Origin of the sequence: Halorubrum sp. SD683 (genome assembly GCF_002135045.1) — an archaeon.
GTDB lineage: Archaea > Halobacteriota > Halobacteria > Halobacteriales > Haloferacaceae > Halorubrum > Halorubrum ezzemoulense.
Map to the genome: position 1 here is coordinate 1 of NZ_NEWJ01000061.1, position 15,888 is coordinate 15,888.

The 15,888-nt window shown below is 71.6% G+C and carries 18 protein-coding genes; 8 read left to right on the forward strand and 10 right to left on the reverse strand.

Annotated features, from left to right (window positions below):
• Positions 1-578 (forward strand): S9 family peptidase (locus B9G49_RS12735; protein WP_158093619.1); only part of this gene is annotated, 578 nt, incomplete at its 5' end.
• A gap of 19 nt (positions 579-597) precedes the next feature.
• Here the strand turns inward: B9G49_RS12735 and B9G49_RS12740 are convergent.
• Positions 598-1,701 carry a TIGR04053 family radical SAM/SPASM domain-containing protein gene (locus B9G49_RS12740; protein ID WP_086216618.1) on the reverse strand — a complete coding sequence of 368 codons (1,104 nt, stop codon included), beginning with the start codon at positions 1,699-1,701 and terminating at the stop codon, positions 598-600.
• 606 nt (positions 1,702-2,307) lie between these two features.
• Positions 2,308-2,721, reverse strand: coding sequence for a DUF2249 domain-containing protein (locus tag B9G49_RS12745; protein WP_143414702.1), 414 nt, complete (start codon positions 2,719-2,721; stop codon positions 2,308-2,310).
• Positions 2,722-2,742: 21 nt separating this feature from the next.
• Between B9G49_RS12745 and B9G49_RS12750 the strand changes: the two genes are divergently transcribed.
• Complete coding sequence (locus tag B9G49_RS12750; protein ID WP_394334823.1) at positions 2,743-3,426, forward strand: helix-turn-helix domain-containing protein; 684 nt, start codon at positions 2,743-2,745, stop codon at positions 3,424-3,426.
• Between the two features lie 198 nt (positions 3,427-3,624).
• Here the strand turns inward: B9G49_RS12750 and B9G49_RS17185 are convergent, their stop codons facing one another.
• Together B9G49_RS17185 and B9G49_RS12760 are read right to left on the reverse strand one after the other, a co-directional pair.
• Positions 3,625-3,756, reverse strand: coding sequence for a hypothetical protein (locus B9G49_RS17185; RefSeq protein ID WP_254921850.1), 132 nt, complete (start codon positions 3,754-3,756; stop codon positions 3,625-3,627).
• Between the two features lie 54 nt (positions 3,757-3,810).
• A complete protein-coding gene (locus B9G49_RS12760) occupies positions 3,811-4,176 on the reverse strand; it encodes a hypothetical protein (RefSeq protein WP_049929663.1) in 366 nt (121 codons plus the stop codon).
• A 121-nt stretch (positions 4,177-4,297) separates the two neighbouring features.
• On the opposite strand from B9G49_RS12760, the gene B9G49_RS12765 reads away from it, so the two are divergent.
• Together B9G49_RS12765 and menD are read left to right on the forward strand one after the other, a co-directional pair.
• Positions 4,298-4,696: a DUF5830 family protein gene (locus B9G49_RS12765; protein ID WP_086216620.1), complete on the forward strand. Its 399-nt coding sequence runs from the start codon at positions 4,298-4,300 to the stop codon at positions 4,694-4,696.
• Between the two features lie 112 nt (positions 4,697-4,808).
• On the forward strand, positions 4,809-6,746 hold the full coding sequence (gene menD, locus B9G49_RS12770) for a 2-succinyl-5-enolpyruvyl-6-hydroxy-3-cyclohexene-1-carboxylic-acid synthase (protein ID WP_086216621.1): 1,938 nt from the start codon (positions 4,809-4,811) through the stop codon (positions 6,744-6,746).
• Positions 6,747-6,748: 2 nt separating this feature from the next.
• Here the strand turns inward: menD and B9G49_RS12775 are convergent, their stop codons facing one another.
• Complete coding sequence (locus B9G49_RS12775) at positions 6,749-7,198, reverse strand: hypothetical protein (RefSeq protein ID WP_049929660.1); 450 nt, start codon at positions 7,196-7,198, stop codon at positions 6,749-6,751.
• A gap of 97 nt (positions 7,199-7,295) precedes the next feature.
• Here B9G49_RS12775 and B9G49_RS12780 point away from each other — a divergent pair, with 97 nt between their 5' ends.
• Together B9G49_RS12780 and B9G49_RS12785 are read left to right on the forward strand one after the other, a co-directional pair.
• Positions 7,296-8,117, forward strand: a complete 822-nt coding sequence (locus tag B9G49_RS12780; protein WP_198943838.1) for a DUF2797 domain-containing protein — start codon at positions 7,296-7,298, stop codon at positions 8,115-8,117.
• Positions 8,114-8,773, forward strand: a complete 660-nt coding sequence (locus tag B9G49_RS12785; protein WP_086216622.1) for a trimeric intracellular cation channel family protein — start codon at positions 8,114-8,116, stop codon at positions 8,771-8,773. The genes B9G49_RS12780 and B9G49_RS12785 overlap by 4 nt, the downstream gene beginning before the upstream one ends.
• 53 nt (positions 8,774-8,826) lie before the next feature.
• Here B9G49_RS12785 and B9G49_RS12790 read toward each other — a convergent pair whose 3' ends face one another.
• Genes B9G49_RS12790 through B9G49_RS12800 form a run of 3 tightly spaced genes read right to left on the reverse strand, consistent with a single transcriptional unit; the run spans position 8,827 to position 13,029 of the window.
• Positions 8,827-9,873 (reverse strand): ABC transporter permease, encoded by a 1,047-nt coding sequence (locus tag B9G49_RS12790; RefSeq protein ID WP_086216623.1) that lies wholly within the window; start codon positions 9,871-9,873, stop codon positions 8,827-8,829.
• Positions 9,866-12,001: a PrsW family intramembrane metalloprotease gene (locus B9G49_RS12795; RefSeq protein ID WP_086216624.1), complete on the reverse strand. Its 2,136-nt coding sequence runs from the start codon at positions 11,999-12,001 to the stop codon at positions 9,866-9,868. The genes B9G49_RS12790 and B9G49_RS12795 overlap by 8 nt, the downstream gene beginning before the upstream one ends.
• Complete coding sequence (locus tag B9G49_RS12800) at positions 11,998-13,029, reverse strand: ABC transporter ATP-binding protein (RefSeq protein ID WP_086216625.1); 1,032 nt, start codon at positions 13,027-13,029, stop codon at positions 11,998-12,000. Before B9G49_RS12800 ends, B9G49_RS12795 begins: the two co-directional genes overlap by 4 nt.
• A 639-nt stretch (positions 13,030-13,668) precedes the next feature.
• Here B9G49_RS12800 and B9G49_RS12805 point away from each other — a divergent pair.
• On the forward strand, positions 13,669-14,127 hold the full coding sequence (locus B9G49_RS12805) for an SRPBCC family protein (RefSeq protein ID WP_049929655.1): 459 nt from the start codon (positions 13,669-13,671) through the stop codon (positions 14,125-14,127).
• Between the two features lie 19 nt (positions 14,128-14,146).
• Here B9G49_RS12805 and B9G49_RS12810 read toward each other — a convergent pair whose 3' ends face one another.
• On the reverse strand, positions 14,147-14,629 hold the full coding sequence (locus tag B9G49_RS12810) for a VOC family protein (protein WP_086216626.1): 483 nt from the start codon (positions 14,627-14,629) through the stop codon (positions 14,147-14,149).
• A 119-nt stretch (positions 14,630-14,748) separates the two neighbouring features.
• Positions 14,749-15,198, reverse strand: a complete 450-nt coding sequence (locus B9G49_RS12815) for a DoxX family protein (RefSeq protein ID WP_049929653.1) — start codon at positions 15,196-15,198, stop codon at positions 14,749-14,751.
• 69 nt (positions 15,199-15,267) lie between these two features.
• Between B9G49_RS12815 and B9G49_RS12820 the strand changes: the two genes are divergently transcribed.
• A complete protein-coding gene (locus B9G49_RS12820) occupies positions 15,268-15,723 on the forward strand; it encodes a helix-turn-helix domain-containing protein (protein WP_086216627.1) in 456 nt (151 codons plus the stop codon).
• Positions 15,724-15,888 lie beyond the last annotated feature (165 nt).

A 15,888-nucleotide genomic window follows, 5' to 3' on the forward strand; every position in this document is an offset into this window, starting at 1 on the left:
AGGGGGAGTGGGGCGTCCGCGACGTCCTCGACTGCGTCAACGCCGCCCGGTACGCCGCCGACGAGGGGTTCGCCGACCCGGACCGGCTGGCGATCTCGGGCGGGAGCGCGGGCGGGTTCGCGGTACTCGCCGCGCTCGCGTTCCACGACACGTTCGACGCGGGCGCGAGCTACTACGGCGTCGCCGACCTCCGCGCGCTGGCTGCGGAGACCCACAAGTTCGAGTCGCGCTACCTCGACGGGCTCGTCGGCCCGCTCCCCGAGGCCGACGACGTCTACGAGGCGCGGTCGCCGGTCGCGCACGCCGAGGGGATCACCGCGCCGCTGCTGCTGTTACAGGGCGGCGAGGACGAGGTGGTCCCGCCCGCGCAGGCCGAGGCGATGATCGACGCCCTCGTCGCGAACGAGACGCCGTACGCGTACGTGGAGTTCCCGGAGGAGCGCCACGGGTTCCGCGACGCCGACAACGTCGCCCGGGCGCACGCCGCCGAACTCGCGTTCTACGGCGCGGCGTTCGACTTCGACCCGGCCGGCAGCGTCGCCGACCTCGACCTCCTCGTCGGCGAACGGCCGGAGTGAGTCGCCGGCGACGCCGGGATCAGTCGGCGGATTCGGACCGCTCCCCGTCGGCCCCTCGCTGGCGCTCGGGCAGCGGTCCGTCGTAGCCGTCCGGGACGTACGGGCAGAGCGGGTCGCTGTCGGTCGGATCGCCCGTGACGGCGTAGGCTCGCGACCGACTCCCGCCGCAGACGTGGCGGAACTCACAGGCGCCGCACTTCCCCGAGAAGCCGTCCGGGTCGCGGAGCGACTCGAAGAGGTCGGCGTTCCGGTAGACGTCGACGGCCGACCGCTCGCGGACGTTCCCCGCCGACTCGGGCAGGAACCCGGACGGGTACACCTCACCGGTGTGGCCGACGAACGCGAAGCCGCGGCCGGCCGTGATCCCGCCCCGTCGGTCGGCCCCCGCGTCGGCGCTGCCGGCCTCGGCGCGCTGGATCCCGACACGTCGGTAGAACGGGGCCTCAGTGGTCTTGACGCCGAACCGCTCCTCCTCCGACACCTCGTGGAGCCACGCCATCGCCGCCTCGGCGCGCTCGGGGAAGACCGGGTCGAGGACGCGGCCGCGACCCACCGGAACGAGGAAGAAGACGCTCCAGAGGACGGCGCCGAGGTCGCGGACGCGGTCGCGAATCGCGGGGAGGTCCTCGACCGTGTCCGCGCACACGGTAGTGTTGATTTGGAGCGGGATCCCGGCGTCGCGGGCGGCGCGCGCGGCCGCGACGGTGTCCGCGAAGCTCTCCTCGCCGCGGAACGCGTCGTGGCGCTCGCGGGTCGACCCGTCGAGGCTGAGCGCCATGCGGGCGATCCCCGCGTCGCCGAGGTCGCTGACGCGCTCGGGCGTGAGCGACCGGGTTCCGCTCGGCGTGATCGTCATCCGGAGGCCGAGGTCGTCGCCGTGCGCGACCAGCTCCGTGAGGTCGTCGCGCGCGAGCGGGTCGCCCCCGGAGAGGACGACCAGCTGTCCGTCGCCGAACGCGCCGGCGTCCGCCAGCAGCCGCTTCCCCTCAGCGGTCGTCAGCTCGTCGGGGTGTCGCTGCGGCCGCGCGTTAGCCCGGCAGTGGCGGCACGCGAGCCCGCAGGCCTGCGTGACCTCCCAAACGAGGACCAGCGGCCGCCGGTCCGTGTCGAGGTCGTCGAACATCGCTCACGTCCGGCTACGACCCGGACCCGTTTGGGGTCGTTCCCGAACGTGTTCACCGGACGTAACGGCGAGCGACGGCGGGAGGGACGAGTCGGATCGACAACTGCGATGCGGGATTTAAATACACGTGAGCGACCCCGACAATCGATTATAGATGACAGAGTGGTCGGCGCGTGCCTGCGCGCGGCCGCCGCAGGCGGCCGCGAGGAGCACGCGCGAGGGAGTCGGCCGACCGAAGGGAGGGCGACGAGGCTGGGGAGGCGTGAGGCTGCGGCGCTGTGCGGTCGGGTGGGACTCAAAGGGGCAGTCGCCGGCGGCTTCGCCGCCTGCTGCCAGTGGCGCGTCGCGCCACGCTGCCGCGAGGGCGAAGCCTGACGACGCACGCACCGCAGTGAGTGGAGCGAACGAGCGAGGAGCGCAGCGAGCTATGCGAGCCGTCGCGGTTGGGATTTGTATCATTCGTCGTTGGAATACCGCCATGGTTGTTCGTACTGTACTCGACTGAGCGAGCGATAACCCTGCTCACGAGCCCCGGGGTCTGGATCGCCTGTGCCGCGATTTGGACGGTTATGTCACTCTCACGCGTACTGGCGGATTCGAAGTAACTCAGGTCGCGTCGCCTTCGCCGGACCGCTCCCTCGCGTCGGTCTGATCGCCCTCCTCCGCTCGCTCGTCCGAAACGGTCCACTCGCCCTCGCCCGGCCAGATCGCCGTGACGACCGCGGTGGGCGCGTCGGTCCCGACCGCGGCGTAGGCGTACCCGCGGTCGTCGAGCCGCGGGAAGAGGGACTGCGGCGTTCGGTCGTTGTACTGGACCAACACGTCATGACCGCCGAGCGACTCGGCGCGTTCGAGCGTCTCGCGCAGCGGTTTCGGCGGCGCGAGGTCCCGCGCGTCGAGCCCTCCACCGCCGCCGATTCGTCGGGCCTGGAACTCATATCCGGTGGTACGGACCCGATCTCTGGGTCCGTTCCGCCGAACATGTTCCGACGCCGACCGCGGAGCCGAAGCTACTTCCACGCCGGCGTCGAAGCCTCCGGCATGGCACAGGCACGTCTCCGCGTGACGATCCCGGACGGTCCGTGGGTCGGCGACGTCTCGCGTGAGTTCCCCGAGGCGCGGTTCCAGGTGTTGACCGCGACGCCGGACGACGGCGCGGGGTTCGCGCTAGTCCGGATCACCGCGGACGAATCGGACCCGATCCTCGACGCGATCGACGACCACGAGACGATCACCCACTCGTCGGTGATGGCCGCGGACGACGGGATGGTCACCGTTCAGGTCGAGGCGCTCGTCCCCCTGCTACAGACGGTTGCCCGCCGGGCGGGCGTCCCCATCGAGATGCCGGTCGAGATCCGCGACGGCGTCGCGCGCGTCGACGTGACGGGCAATCACGAGCGCGTCGCGGAGTTCGGCGACGCCCTCCGCGACGTGGGCGCGGCGTTCGAGGTCGAGTACGTCCAACAGCGGATCAACCCCGGCGGGTCGCTCACGGAGCGCCAGCGCGAGGTCCTCTTCGAGGCGGTCGACCGCGGCTACTACGACGTGCCCCGAGAGACGACGCTCACCGAGGTGGCTGACCATGTCGGCATCGCGAAGTCCACGTGTAGCGAGGTGCTCCAGCGCGTCGAGCGCACGATCGTCCGGGAGTTCGTCGACGACCTCCCGCGCCGCCCCCTCGACTTCGAATCGCCGGAGGAGGACGGTATCGAGCGGATCCAGTAGCGGCGATCGAAAAAGTCCGACCGGTCGCCGTGCCCGGTCTCGCCTCGCGCCAGAGCCGACGGCGACGGACCAACTGCGCCGCGACGGCGGCTTGGACCACGCACCACGCGACGAGCGACGCCGCCAGTGTGACCGTCGAGAGCCCGCTCCCGGCGAGGGCGACGGTGAACCCGCCGCCGTCGGTCGCCCCGAGCCCGCTCAACACGAACACCCGGAAGGACTCGCCGGATTCGACAGCACCAGCGCCGACAGCGCGGCGTCCGGCGGCTCGGTCGCCGCGACGGTTCCGAGCGCGAGCAGGTCGTGGACCAGCACGAACCAGACCCGCACCAGCAGCGCCGCGCCGAGATCGGATTCGGCCTCCGGACGCGAGCGGTCAGCCCCTCAGGCGAGCCACAGCAGGCGCACGTTGCTCGCGGTGAGGTACGTCCCCGTGAGCGTGAGCAGCACCGGCGGGAAGTAGTAGAGGAGCCCGTCGCCCTCGCGCGCGCCCTCGACGCTGATCCAGAGCATCACGAGGTAGACGGCGATCTTCAGCGCGACGAGCCCGGAGAGCCCGAACGACTCCAGGGCGAACCGCACGACCGGGTTCGCCTCCTCGATCGTCGGGACGTACCGGAGGAAGGCGACGGTCGACACGATGTCGCCGACGCCGTACGTCGCCGTCGCCGCGATCCACAGCCAGTAGAACTCGTTGGGGCGCCGGCGGTAGGCGAGGCGACGCCGAGACCGATCGCGGGATCGAACCACGGGCGAAACTGTCGGGCGGCGAACGTGAATGTGCCGATCCGCTGGGGCCGGCGCGCGCTTTGCGGACGGAGACCGACCGGCGTCCGGCCGACTTAATAGGGATCGCGCCGTCTCGGCGGCCGTGACGGGGTCGTCGACCCGCGACGAGAAGCTGGAGCTCGGCGTCGAGCTGCTGGCGCACCTCGAATGCGAGGAGCTCGACCTCGCCGCGGCGGTCGACCGGATCGAGACGATCACGACGAGCCCGGCGCTCACCCGCGACATCCTCGACGCCGCGGAGAAGCGCGGCGTCATCGACCGCGAGGGCGCTCGGCTCCGGGTCAACACCGGCGGCGCCTACGTCGAGTACGAGCGCCAGGTCGTCGCGCGCGAGGGCGACTTCGAGTGTCGGCGCTGCGGCGCCTCGGTCTCGACGGGCCACTTCGTCGAACTTGACGCGGGCGAACTCGGCCCGTTCGGCTCCTCGTGCGTCCGCAAGGTTACGGGCCGCGAGTCGGAGTCGGCGTCGGACGCGGCGTGAGGGCGGCGCCGAGAGCGGCCTCCGGCCGGTCGAGCGTCCACCGCGCTCTCCCGCCGCCCGAGCGTCGACCGAACTCGCCGGAGTATTTACGTCCGCGCCCGAAGCGACGGCAATGACCGCGCCGAACCGGAACGCCCTGTGGGCGAACGCGCTCGTCGACGAGCTCGTCGCCGCGGGCGTCGACGCCGTCGTCGCCTCGCCGGGCAGCCGCTCGACGCCGCTGACCGTCGCCGCCGCGGGCCACGAGGATCTCCGCGTGTTCTCGCAGCTCGACGAGCGCTCCGCCGCGTACTTCGCGCTCGGGCGCGCCCGTCGGACCGGCCGCGTGACGCCGCTGATCTGTACCTCCGGCACCGCCGCCGCCAACTACCACCCGGCCGTGATGGAGGCGAGCGAGGCCCGCGTCCCGCTGCTCGCGCTCACCGCCGACCGGCCGCCCGAACTGCGCGACTCCGGCGCGAACCAGACCGCGGATCAAGAGAAGCTGTACGGCGACGGGGTTCGATTTTATAAAGACCTCCCGGAGCCGGCCGCAAACGATCGGGCCCTCCGGTCGCTGCGCACGACGGTCGCCCGCGCCGTCGCGACGGCAGAAGGGGCCGACCCGGGCCCGGTCCACCTCAACGCCCCGTTTAAGAAGCCGCTGGAGCCGACACCGGTCCCGGGCGACGTGCCCGACGACCTGCCGGAGGCGGCCGAGCGCGGGCGCGACGGCCCCTACGTCGACGTGACTCACGGGGCCCCCGAACCGGGCGACGACAAACTCCGGGCGCTCGCGACCGCGCTCGGGGAGGCGGACCGCGGCCTGATCGTCGCCGGCCCCGCCGACCCGCCGGGGATCGACCCGGAGTCGGTCGCGGCGCTCGCGCACGCCACCGGGTTCCCCGTGCTGGCCGACCCGCTTTCCGGACTCCGGTACGGCGGTCACACGCGCGTCGCGCCCGTGATCGGCGCCTACGACGCGTACCTCTCGGCCGACCTCGCGGACGGCGGGAGCGACGCGGGCGACGCCGCCGCGGCGGGCGACGCGTGGGCCGACCCCGACCTCGTCCTTCGGTTGGGTGCCTCGCCGACCTCCAAGCGGCTCCGGAAGTACCTCGCCGCGACCGGCGCCGACCAGTACCAGGTCGACCCCGCCGGCCGCTGGCGCGAGGCCGAGTTCGCCGCGACCGACCTCGTCGTCGCCGAGCCGAGCCGGCTCTGCGCCCGACTCTCGCGGCTCGTCGGCGGCGGGAGCGGAGACCAAGGCTGGCGCGCGCAGTGGGAGGAGGCCGACCGGGTCGCGGAAGCGGTTCACGCCCGCGAGGCCGACGCGCTTGACGGCGAGGGGGGCGGCGAGGAAGACGCGGAGCCCGCTGCCGACGAGGGTGACGCCGGGTTCCACGAAGGGGACGCGCTCCGCGCGGTCGCCGGGGCGCTCCCCGATCCGGCGACGCTGTTCGTCTCCAACTCGATGCCCGTCCGCGACCTCGACCGGTTCGTCGGGCCGATGACCGCGAACGTCACCGCGCCCGGTAACCGCGGCGTCTCCGGCATCGACGGGATCGTCCCCAGCGCGCTCGGCGCGGGGAGCGGGACGACCGACGACCTCACGCTCGTCGTCGGCGACCTCGCCCTCTACCACGACTCGAACGGGCTGCTCGCGGTCGACCGGTGCGACGTCGACGTCACGGTCGTCGCGGTCAACAACGACGGCGGCGGCATCTTTCACAAGCTCCCGATCGAGGAGTTCGAGCCGCCGTTCACCGAGTCGTTCAAGACGCCGCACGGGCTCGACTTCGGGTCGCTTGCGGAGCTCCACGGCCTCGAACACGTCCGGATCGATGCCCGGCCCGACGCGCACGCCGACCGCGGCGACACCCCTGCGGAGCGCGCGGATGTCGTCGGTGAGGACCTCGCCGCCGCCGTCAGCCGGGCCCACGCGGCGACGGGCTCGCACCTGATCGAGGTCGACACGGACGCGGAGGCCAGCCACCGGACGCGCGAGCGCTTGGCGGCCGCGGTCGACGCCGCGGTCCACGGCGGCGCGGCGGGCGAGGCGGACGAGTAGGGTCAGGGGCGCGTCGAGATCGGCCCGTCGCCGCGGCTCTCGCCGAGCGCGACCCCGGCGTACGCGACGACCGCGAACTGGATCCCGACGCCGAGGCTCGCGCCGAGGGCGAAGACGGCGGTGGCGACCGGGCCGCGCTCCGGACCGAGGTACCAGAGGACGGCGGCCGAGCCGAGCAGGAACGCGGCGGTCGCGCTCGCGCCCGTCGCCAGCGCGGTCGACGCCGCGGAGGCGTCCGCGTCGCGCAGTCCTGCGAGGAAAGCGACGCCGAACAGGAGCCCGTACACCAGCAAAAACGCCGTGAACCGGGCGCTCAGGAGGTACGTCGAGAGCGCCTCGGTCGACGGCAGCGAGACCGACGACTCGAGCAGTATCGGCGCGAGGCGCCTGATGCCGCTGACCGCGAGCGCGACGACCGCGGCGACGACGGGGGGGAGGGCTGCCGTGCGCATGCCCGAGAGGCGACGCCGAGTTCACTTATAAAATCCGATTCGAGGGGGTATCGGGCCCGACGAAGCTCATAAGCCTCGGCTTCGCGTACCGCTCGGCGTGCAGGTCGTCGGCTACGAGACGGACGTCGCGCGCGACTCGGCCGAGTCGGGGGCGGACGGCGCTCAGACGGTCGAGACGAGCGGCCCGATCGGCGGCGGACTCTACGTCGCGAGCGGCGGGAGCGTCGAGTACGTGGACGCGAGCCCGGGCACCGAACTCGCGTTCGGGCTCGGCGAGCGTCGCTGCGCGGGAACGGTCCACGATGGCGACCACGTCGCCTGCGACGCCGCGGACGTGCCGTACTGCGACGACCACTCGGGGGTCTGGGTGTGTGCCCGGTGTACCGGGACGTGTCTGAAAGACGAGATGGACTGCCACGAGACGCACGCGATGTACCTCGCGGCGTTCGCGCCGGACGTACTGAAGGTCGGCGTCACCCGCGAGTGGCGGCTCGGGACCCGCCTCCGGGAGCAGGGCGCGGACCGCGCGGCCCACATCCGGACGTTCCCGAACGGCCGGATCGCGCGCGAGGTCGAGGCGGAACTGGCCGCCGGGGACGACCTCGTCGACCGCGTCCGCGTCCCGACGAAGCTCGACGGATTCGGGCGCACGGTCGACGAGGCGGCGTGGGAAGCGCTCCTCGACCGGTTCGACCCGATAGCGCGGTTCGACTTCGACTACGGGCTCGGCCTCGACGACCGGCCCGTCGCCGAGACGATGGCGGCGGGGACCGTCTGCGGCTGGAAGGGGCGGGTGATCGTACTCGACCGCGGCGGCTCCACGTACGCCGTCGACGCGCGCGACCTCGTCGGCTACGAGCTGACCGACGCCGTCCCGGAGCGCGAACTCCAGTCCAGCCTCGGGGCGTTCGGCGGATGACGGGCGGCGCTCTCGCGGTCCTCTTCGGCGACCCGTTCGCGGTGATGAACACGGTCGGGCTCGTCGCGTTCGCGCTGGTCGGCGCGAGCAAGGCGGTCCGCGAGGAGTTCGACCTCTTCGGCGTCGCCGTCGTCGGGCTGGCGATGGCGTTCGCCGGCGGCGTCACCCGCGACCTCCTCGTCGCGCGCGTCCCCCTCGCGCTGCGCTCGCCGACGGAGATACTCCTAGGGCTGATCGGCGTCGCCCTCGCCGTCGGGCTGAGCGCGTGGCTCGCCTCGCCCGACGAGCACCCGGTGACGGTCGTCGCGGACGCGGTCGGGCTCGCCGCGTTCGCCACCGCCGGCGCCATCGTCGCGACGGACGCCGGGGTGTCCGCGTTCGGCGTCGTCGCCGTCGCGACGATAAACGCCGTCGGCGGCGGCGCGCTCGCCGACATCCTCCTCGACCGCTCGCCGTTCATCCTCTTCGAAGACTTCTACGCGAGCTGCGCCGTGTTGGGCGGCGCGACGTACTGGGCCGTCGGCACGCTCGGCGGGCCCGCGGAACTGGCCGCTGCGGCGTGCGCGGCGGTGACGGTCGGCCTCCGACTCGTCGCCGTCGCCCGCGGCTGGCGGCTCCCGACAGCGAAGCGGTTCGGCGATCGCTTCGCCGACTGATCGATTCGGGGGGCGGGCCGCACAACGGGCCGAGCCCGAAGCGATCCGCCCCCTCAGCGTCCGAGCCCGTCGACCGAGACGACGCGGCGGACGCCGAGGTACGCCGCCGCGGCGATGGCGGCGTACGCAACCACAAGGACGCCCGTCGTCGCGCCCGCGCTGTCGATCGCCAATCTGGCGACCGCGTTCGCGGGGCCGCCCGCCATCGCCGTCGCGCCGCCGAACAGCACGAGGACCGCGACCGAGTAGAGCAGCTGCGCCGCCCGCCGGTCGGGCGCGACCGCCGCGATGCCCACCGCGACGGCGACGACCAGCGTCGTCAGCGCGGTCATCAGCGCCAAGATCGGGCCGACGTTCGCGACCGCGGTGCCGTTCGCCTCCAACAGCAGGAGCCACAGCAGCGCCTGCGCGGGGGCGATCCCGATCGCCGCAGCCGCCTTCCCGTCGACGATCTCGGCGAGCGTCACGGGCGCGACCCGGAGCAGCTCCATGGTCCCTTGATCCAACTCCTCGGTGATCGAGTCGACGACGAGCGAGCCCGAGATGAACACCGGGAGGAAGACTAAGAGCGGGATCAACACGGTGTAAGTGAAGGTGAAGTACGGGCTAGTGTCGCTCCGGTCGGGCAGGGGCAGCGGCGACTCCTCTAGGTACGAGGCGCGGCGATCACGCTCGTTCAGCTCGTAGGTTCGCAGCAGCTCGCGCAGCTGTACCACGATCACGGTCGTCTCAACGGTGGCGTCCGGGGCGGTGACGGCGGCGGACACCCGTCCCGACTCCGTGCGAGTCGCGACCACCACCGCGTCGGCCGCGTTCCGCTCGAAGGCGCTTCGCGCGGCGTCAGCGTCGTCGTAGGGCGTGACCGAGGCGCCGGGGACCTCGCTCGCGGCGCGCTCTAGGTCGTCGACCGCGTCGCCCGCGGCCGCGACTTCGATCTGCGCGCCGTCGAGCGCGCCCGGGTCGTACATCGAGACGAGCCCGACGACGAGGAACGACGAGAACGCGGCGATGAACAGCTGGATCCCGATCGCCAACAGGATCGTCTTCTCGGCGCGGAGCCCCGCGAGCTCCCGGCCGGCGATCGTCACGCGGCTATCCAAGGCTCACCACCCCGACGTTGTACGCGGCGTGCCCCAGCGTTGCCAGCGTCAGCGACAGGGCGTAGGCGGTCCGGCCCCTCCTCGCGCCGAGGCTGGCCGCGCTCGTCGCGGTCACGTGGAGGACGAGCGGGGCGAAGAACAGCGCCACGAGCGCGACCGGCGGCAGCCCGGAGAGCCCGGCCACGTCGGCGAACGCGGCGCGGCCGAGGAAGAGCTCGGTGAGCCCGACCGCTTGGACGACCGCCGTGGCCTTCTCCGCGAGGAAGAAGCCGGTCCCGGACGCGACGCCGACCGCGAGCGCGACGCGGTCGCTCCGCCCGAAGACGCCGCGCTCGAACCCGGCGTACAGGGCGACGCTCTTCGCGACCTCCTCGATGAACGCGATCGTCACGAGCAACACCGGGATCGACACGGTGACTGGCAGCGCGAACAGCACCGCGACGGCCAGAAGCTCCGCGACGAACACGAAGGGAATCGTACAGGCGGTGAGGAACGCGACCGAACCGAGCGCGCGGAGCCGCTCGCGGTCGAAGAGCGCGCCCCCGACGCCGCCGGGTCCGCCGCCGGTCCGCACCGCCGAGAGCCGGACCGCGAGCGCGTCGAGGAACTTCCGCGTCACGGGCTTCTGGGAGAACATGTCCTCCTCGCGGTAGACGCCGAGCCCGAGGCCGAAAAGCAGAGTCGCCCCGACCGCCATCGGCGCGGTCGAAAAGAGAACTTGGCCCGCCGACACCGCCTCGCCCTGAAGGTCGAAGACGACGAGGGTCAGTGGCGAGACGAGCGCGACGGGCGTCACGTTCGTGAAGATGGCCGGGACGAACGCGTAGGTCGTCAGGAGGACGCTCACGCCAACCGTGACGAAGGTGAGTTCCTTGAACGACCGCGCGAACATCGCGCCGACGAAGGTGGCCCCGAGGAACGTCGCTGCGACGGGCGCCACCGCCACCACGGAGAGCGGTCCGCCGCCGATCACGAGCGCGATGAGGGTCGTGACGACCGCGGCGGCCGCCGCGTACGGAAGCGTCTTGCCCGCGACGATCTCCGCCGGCGCGAGCGGCGTGACGAGCAGTGGTTCTCCGCGACGGTTCGTCCGCTCGTCGAGGATAGAGGAGCCGTACGCCTGTATCAGGAAGTTCATCGGTACGAGGAAGGCGAACGCCAAGAGCAGCGAGGTGAACGGGAACGGCGGCGTGATCGAGGCGGGCGAACCGGTCGTGTCCGCGCCGAACGCCCCGCCGCCGATCGACGGGATCGCGAAGCCGCCCTCCCCGTCCGATCCCGTCTCGCCGCCATCAGAGCCCGGGTCGGCGGTTGCGCCCGCTCCCGAGTCGGGAGCGGACCCGCCGCCGGACTCCCCGTCGGTCGACGCGTCTCCGGAGGAACCGTCGCCCGAGTCGGCCCCACCGGAGTCGCCGGCGGAGTCCGCGTCCGACCCGGAACCGCTCGTCTCCGTGCCGTCGCCGTCCGTTCCGCCATCGGCCGCGGTGCCGCCGTCGTCCCCGTCGCTCGCGCTGCCGCCGCCCGGATCGCCCGTCCGACTGCCGTCGCTCCCGCCGAGCGTCGCGCCGTCGTCGAACCCGGTCGTCCTGCCGACGTACCGGAGCGTAACGGTGACCGGGAACGCCGCGGTCCGGTTCGGCTCGGCGCGCAGCAGCCGCTCGTTGTGCGCCTCGACCGCCTCGCGAACCGACGCGGCGGCCGCCTCGCCCTTCCGCGTGTCGGTCGCGCGGACGACGACCGAGTCGACGTCCGCCGGATCGATCGCCCCGTCGTCGACGGAACCGGGCCGCACCACGGTCACCACCACCGCGTCGGCGGAGTCGCCGAGCGACGCGGTCTCGGCCGGGACCGGTCGCAGCGACGCTTCCTCCTCGATCGCCTCCGCGTACGGCGAGCCGGCGTCGACGCCGACCCGGTACACGTCTTGGTCGACGTCGAGGCCGGCGACGCCGGTGGCCACGCCGACCCCGACGACGCCGCCGGCGACGAGAAGCAGGGCGACGCCCGCGGCGAGCGTCCGGCGGTCGACGCCGCCGGACGCCCGCGCCGACTCCCACTTGGCGACGCGAAGCACTCGGCGGCCGGCGACGGCGAGCCGTCGACCGAGGCGACGCAGCCGGTCGGTCACTCTGTGGCCTCCGTCGCGGTCGCCGCCGTCTCCCGCTCTGTTTCGTCGGTCGATCGGTCGTTTTCCGGCCCGTCAGGCTCTTGCCCGTCGACCTCGCCGTCGTCGAGCCCGTCGCCGGTGTAGCGGCCGGGCATCGGCCGGCCGACGATGTCGAGGAACACGTCCTCCAAGCTCGGCTCGCGGCTCCGGATGTCGACGACCTCGCCGCCGGCGTCGGCGGCGGCCTCGCGGACGGCCGCGACCGCGTCCATGCTCGGGACCGCCGTGCGGTACCGGTCGCCGACCTCCTCGGGCGTCGCGTCGAGGTCGTCGAGGGGCGGCGTCGCGGTCGGCTCGACGTCAGTGAACACGCGGTAGGTCGTCTCGCCGTGTCGCTCGCGGATCCCGTCGACGCTCCCGCGGGCGACGATCCGCCCCTCGTTCATCACCACGACGCGGTCGCAGACCGACTCGACGTGGTAGAGGTTGTGCGCGGAGAAGACGACGGTCTTCCCCGTCTCGCGGAGTTCGCGGGTGAACGCCAGCACGGAGTTGGTCGTCACCGGGTCGAGCCCGGACGCGGGCTCGTCGTACACCAGCACGTCCGGGTCGTTGACCAGCGAGCGCGCGATTGCGACCTTGCGTTTCATTCCCTTCGAGACGTCGCCGAGGCGACGCTCCCGGTGGTCGAGTTCCAACCGGTCGAGCGCGGCCTCGATCCGCTCGTCGGCGACTTCCCGGGGTACGTCGTAGAGGTCGGCGAAGAAGCGGAGGTACGACCGCGCGGTCATCTCCTCGTACAGCGGCGAATCCTCGGGCAGGAACCCGAGGTGGCGACGCATCTCGGGGTCCGAGGCGTCGAACCCGGCGACGGTCACCTCGCCGTCGGTCGGTTCGACGAGACCGGCGATCACCTTCAGCGTCGTCGTCTTGCCGGCCCCGTTCGGGCCGACGATCCCGAACACCTCGCCGTCGTCGACGGAGAAGTCGCTGTCGACGACGGCCGCGAAGTCACCGTAGGTCTTCCGCAGCCCCGACACCTCGATCATGCCTGCGCCTCCGCCGGCGCGTGGGTTAAAGCCACGCCCGCGGTTATCGGCCCCGAGAACGTGGCGACGGCGAGGACACCGGAGGGCGAGCGAGCGCGACAAATGACGGTCGGCCCAGCCCCCGACTCCGTTCGGTAGCCGATCGCTCCGTCCGGTAGTCCGTCACTCCGTGTAAGGTTTCTCGACGTTCCCGTCGTCGCTGACGTACGCGTTCATCCGACGGGTGATCCCGTCGAGCAGCGTACTGAGCGGCGAGAGGACGCGCTCGACGAGTCGGATCGGCGACGAAGGCCGGGACGGGCTGGCCTGACGAGGGAAAACGGTCGACTCGCGCTACTCTTCCTCCTCTTCCTCGACCGGTCCTCGCCCTCGTTCCCAGACCGCGTCCGCGGAGGTGTCGTTCGGTGCTGTGTGCGAGACGTCTTTCATGGTGTCGCGATCGCTTGCCATATTGACTCCCAATACCCCGGACCTCTGTATTAACCCTTCGTGGAAAGAGATAATCAGTCCTCATACCATATAAGGTATTAATATGGTCCTGTGCCACGATAGCGCAAAAAGTGGACGAATTGCGTATTGACTCTGTTTTATGCCCCGGGTATCGGATGTGCGTTCGGATCTGAGCGGAGGATCACAGCGATGAGGGACGCCGCCGCTGGAGGACGCGACGTGTTGGGAGATTCCGATCGCGACAGCGAAACCGCGGTGGTCCGAGAGGGGACGACGCTCGCGGTCGGCCGCGACATCGACGCCCCGCCTGAGCGGACCGCGACGGCGCTCCGCGACACGCGACGGTGGCCCGACTGGAGCCCGTCCGTGGGGGGCGTGGAGAGCACCGATCGGTACGTCGAGAGCGGGACGACCGGACGGGTCCGGGTCGCGGACGCTTGGGTTCCGTTCCGGGTGACGGCCGCGACGCGCCTCCGCTGGGACTGGCGGGTCGCCGGGGTTCCGGCCACGGGCCACCGGGTCGACCGCTATCCGGAGGATCCGGGTCGGTGTCGAGCGGTGATCGAAGTCCCGCTCGTCGCGGCCCCGTACGTCCCCGTCTGCCGACGCGCGCTCGACAAGTTCGCGGCGCTCGTCGAGGGAGGGTGATCCGGGCGGCGCCCGTGCCTCAGTTCTCGTAACCCGCTTCGAAGGGGTCGATGACCTCGCCGCCGGGCTCGTCCTCGTCGCGGGTGACTCCCGGCCCTCGCGTCGCGAGTTCGAAGACGAGCCCGTCGGGGTCGGTGAAGTAGACGCTCTTGAAGTAGGTCCGGTCTTTCACCTCGGAGACGCGGACGTCGTGGGCCTCGAGGTGTTCCCTCCACTCGCGGAGCGTCGCCTCGTCCTCGACGCCGAACGCGAAGTGGTGGCTCGCGCCCGGACCGGGCGTCCCCTGCGAGTTCGGGTACTCGAAGTAGGTGACGTTGGTGCCCGGCTCGCCCTCCGGAGTCGACGAGAAGTAGTAGTGCGGCGTCCCGGGGTCGTCGTAGTTCTGCGTCCGCTTGACCGTGTGCCAGCCGAGCACGTCCTCGTAGAACGCCGCGGTCTCCTCGATGTCGGTACAGATGTTCGTGACGTGGTGGAGTCCCGTCGTCGGCGGCGCGTCGGTCATGGTCCGCGTGATCGGTCGTCGGGAGAGTAGTTAGTCGTACTGGGGGTTCGAAACGCGGATACGCCAGTCGCCGGACGATTCGGTTGGGGGTCGGCTCGGTCAGTCGGTTCGAACGGCGCTCAGAACAGCCCGACGCCGACCGCGTACGGCCACGCGGCCCCGCCGACGGCGAGCAACGCCAGCGCGGCGCCGGCGCCGTAGACGTTCTTCAGGAAGCTCGTCATCTCATTCTGCCGCTCTTCGGGGTCGTCCACCGACCAGAAGTCGTGCATCGTCACGGCGGAGACGAGGAGGAAGAACGCGAGCGAGCCCCCGGCGAGGACCGGGAACGCGCCCGCGGCGACGGCGAGTCCGCCGAGGACGAGGACGGCGCCCGAGGCGATCACCGAGAACTGCGGCGCGGGGAGGCCCTTGAACTCGGCGTAGCCGGCCATCGTCTCGAGGTCGGTGAAGTGGTTGAGCCCCATGAACGCGAGCGTCGCGCCGAACAGGATCCGGCCGAGCAGGAAGAGTTCGCCCGCGAGGGGTGTGTCGAACTGGAGCGGTAACGTCGCGGTTTCAGCTAACATCGTGTAACCTGCTATACGGACGTAACCTATTTATCGCTTCCCGGACAATAGAGTTAGTAGGTAACACCGATGTCATCACAGGATCTTTCCGCGGCGGAGTCGGCGGAGTCGGCGGAGTCGGCGGAGACGGCGGAGACGGCGGAGACGGCGGAGACGGCGGAGACGGCGGAGACGGCGGATTCGGGGGCTGAAGCAGCTGGCGAGGCGACGGCGCCCGAGACCCCATGCCCCGTCATCGACTCCATCGAACAGATCGGCTCGCAGTGGCGGCTCGTCGTCCTCCACGAGCTGTTGAACGGCGAGGCGCGGTTCAACGAGCTCAAGCGCGAGACCGACGCGAACGCCCGGACGCTCTCGCGCGTGCTCGACGACCTCCAAGAGACGGACTTTGTCGACCGCCGGTTAGAGGAGGACGCGCCGGTGGCGACGTACTACAGCCTGACCGCGAAAGGCGAGTCGCTCGCCCCCGTCTTCGAGGAGATCGACGAGTGGGCCCAGGAGTGGCTCGCCGAGTGCGACGCGTAAGCGTGCGTTAGCAGGAGTGGATCTCGTTTATAAACAGACATCCGTTCCCAGGCTGTTTGTTTATAAACTACCAACAGCGAATCGTCGATGAAGGCCCCCAAAGCCCCAGCCGCGAGGGCGGCGCACGCTCGCTGCGCTCCTCGGTCGCTCGCGCTGCTCGCTCCC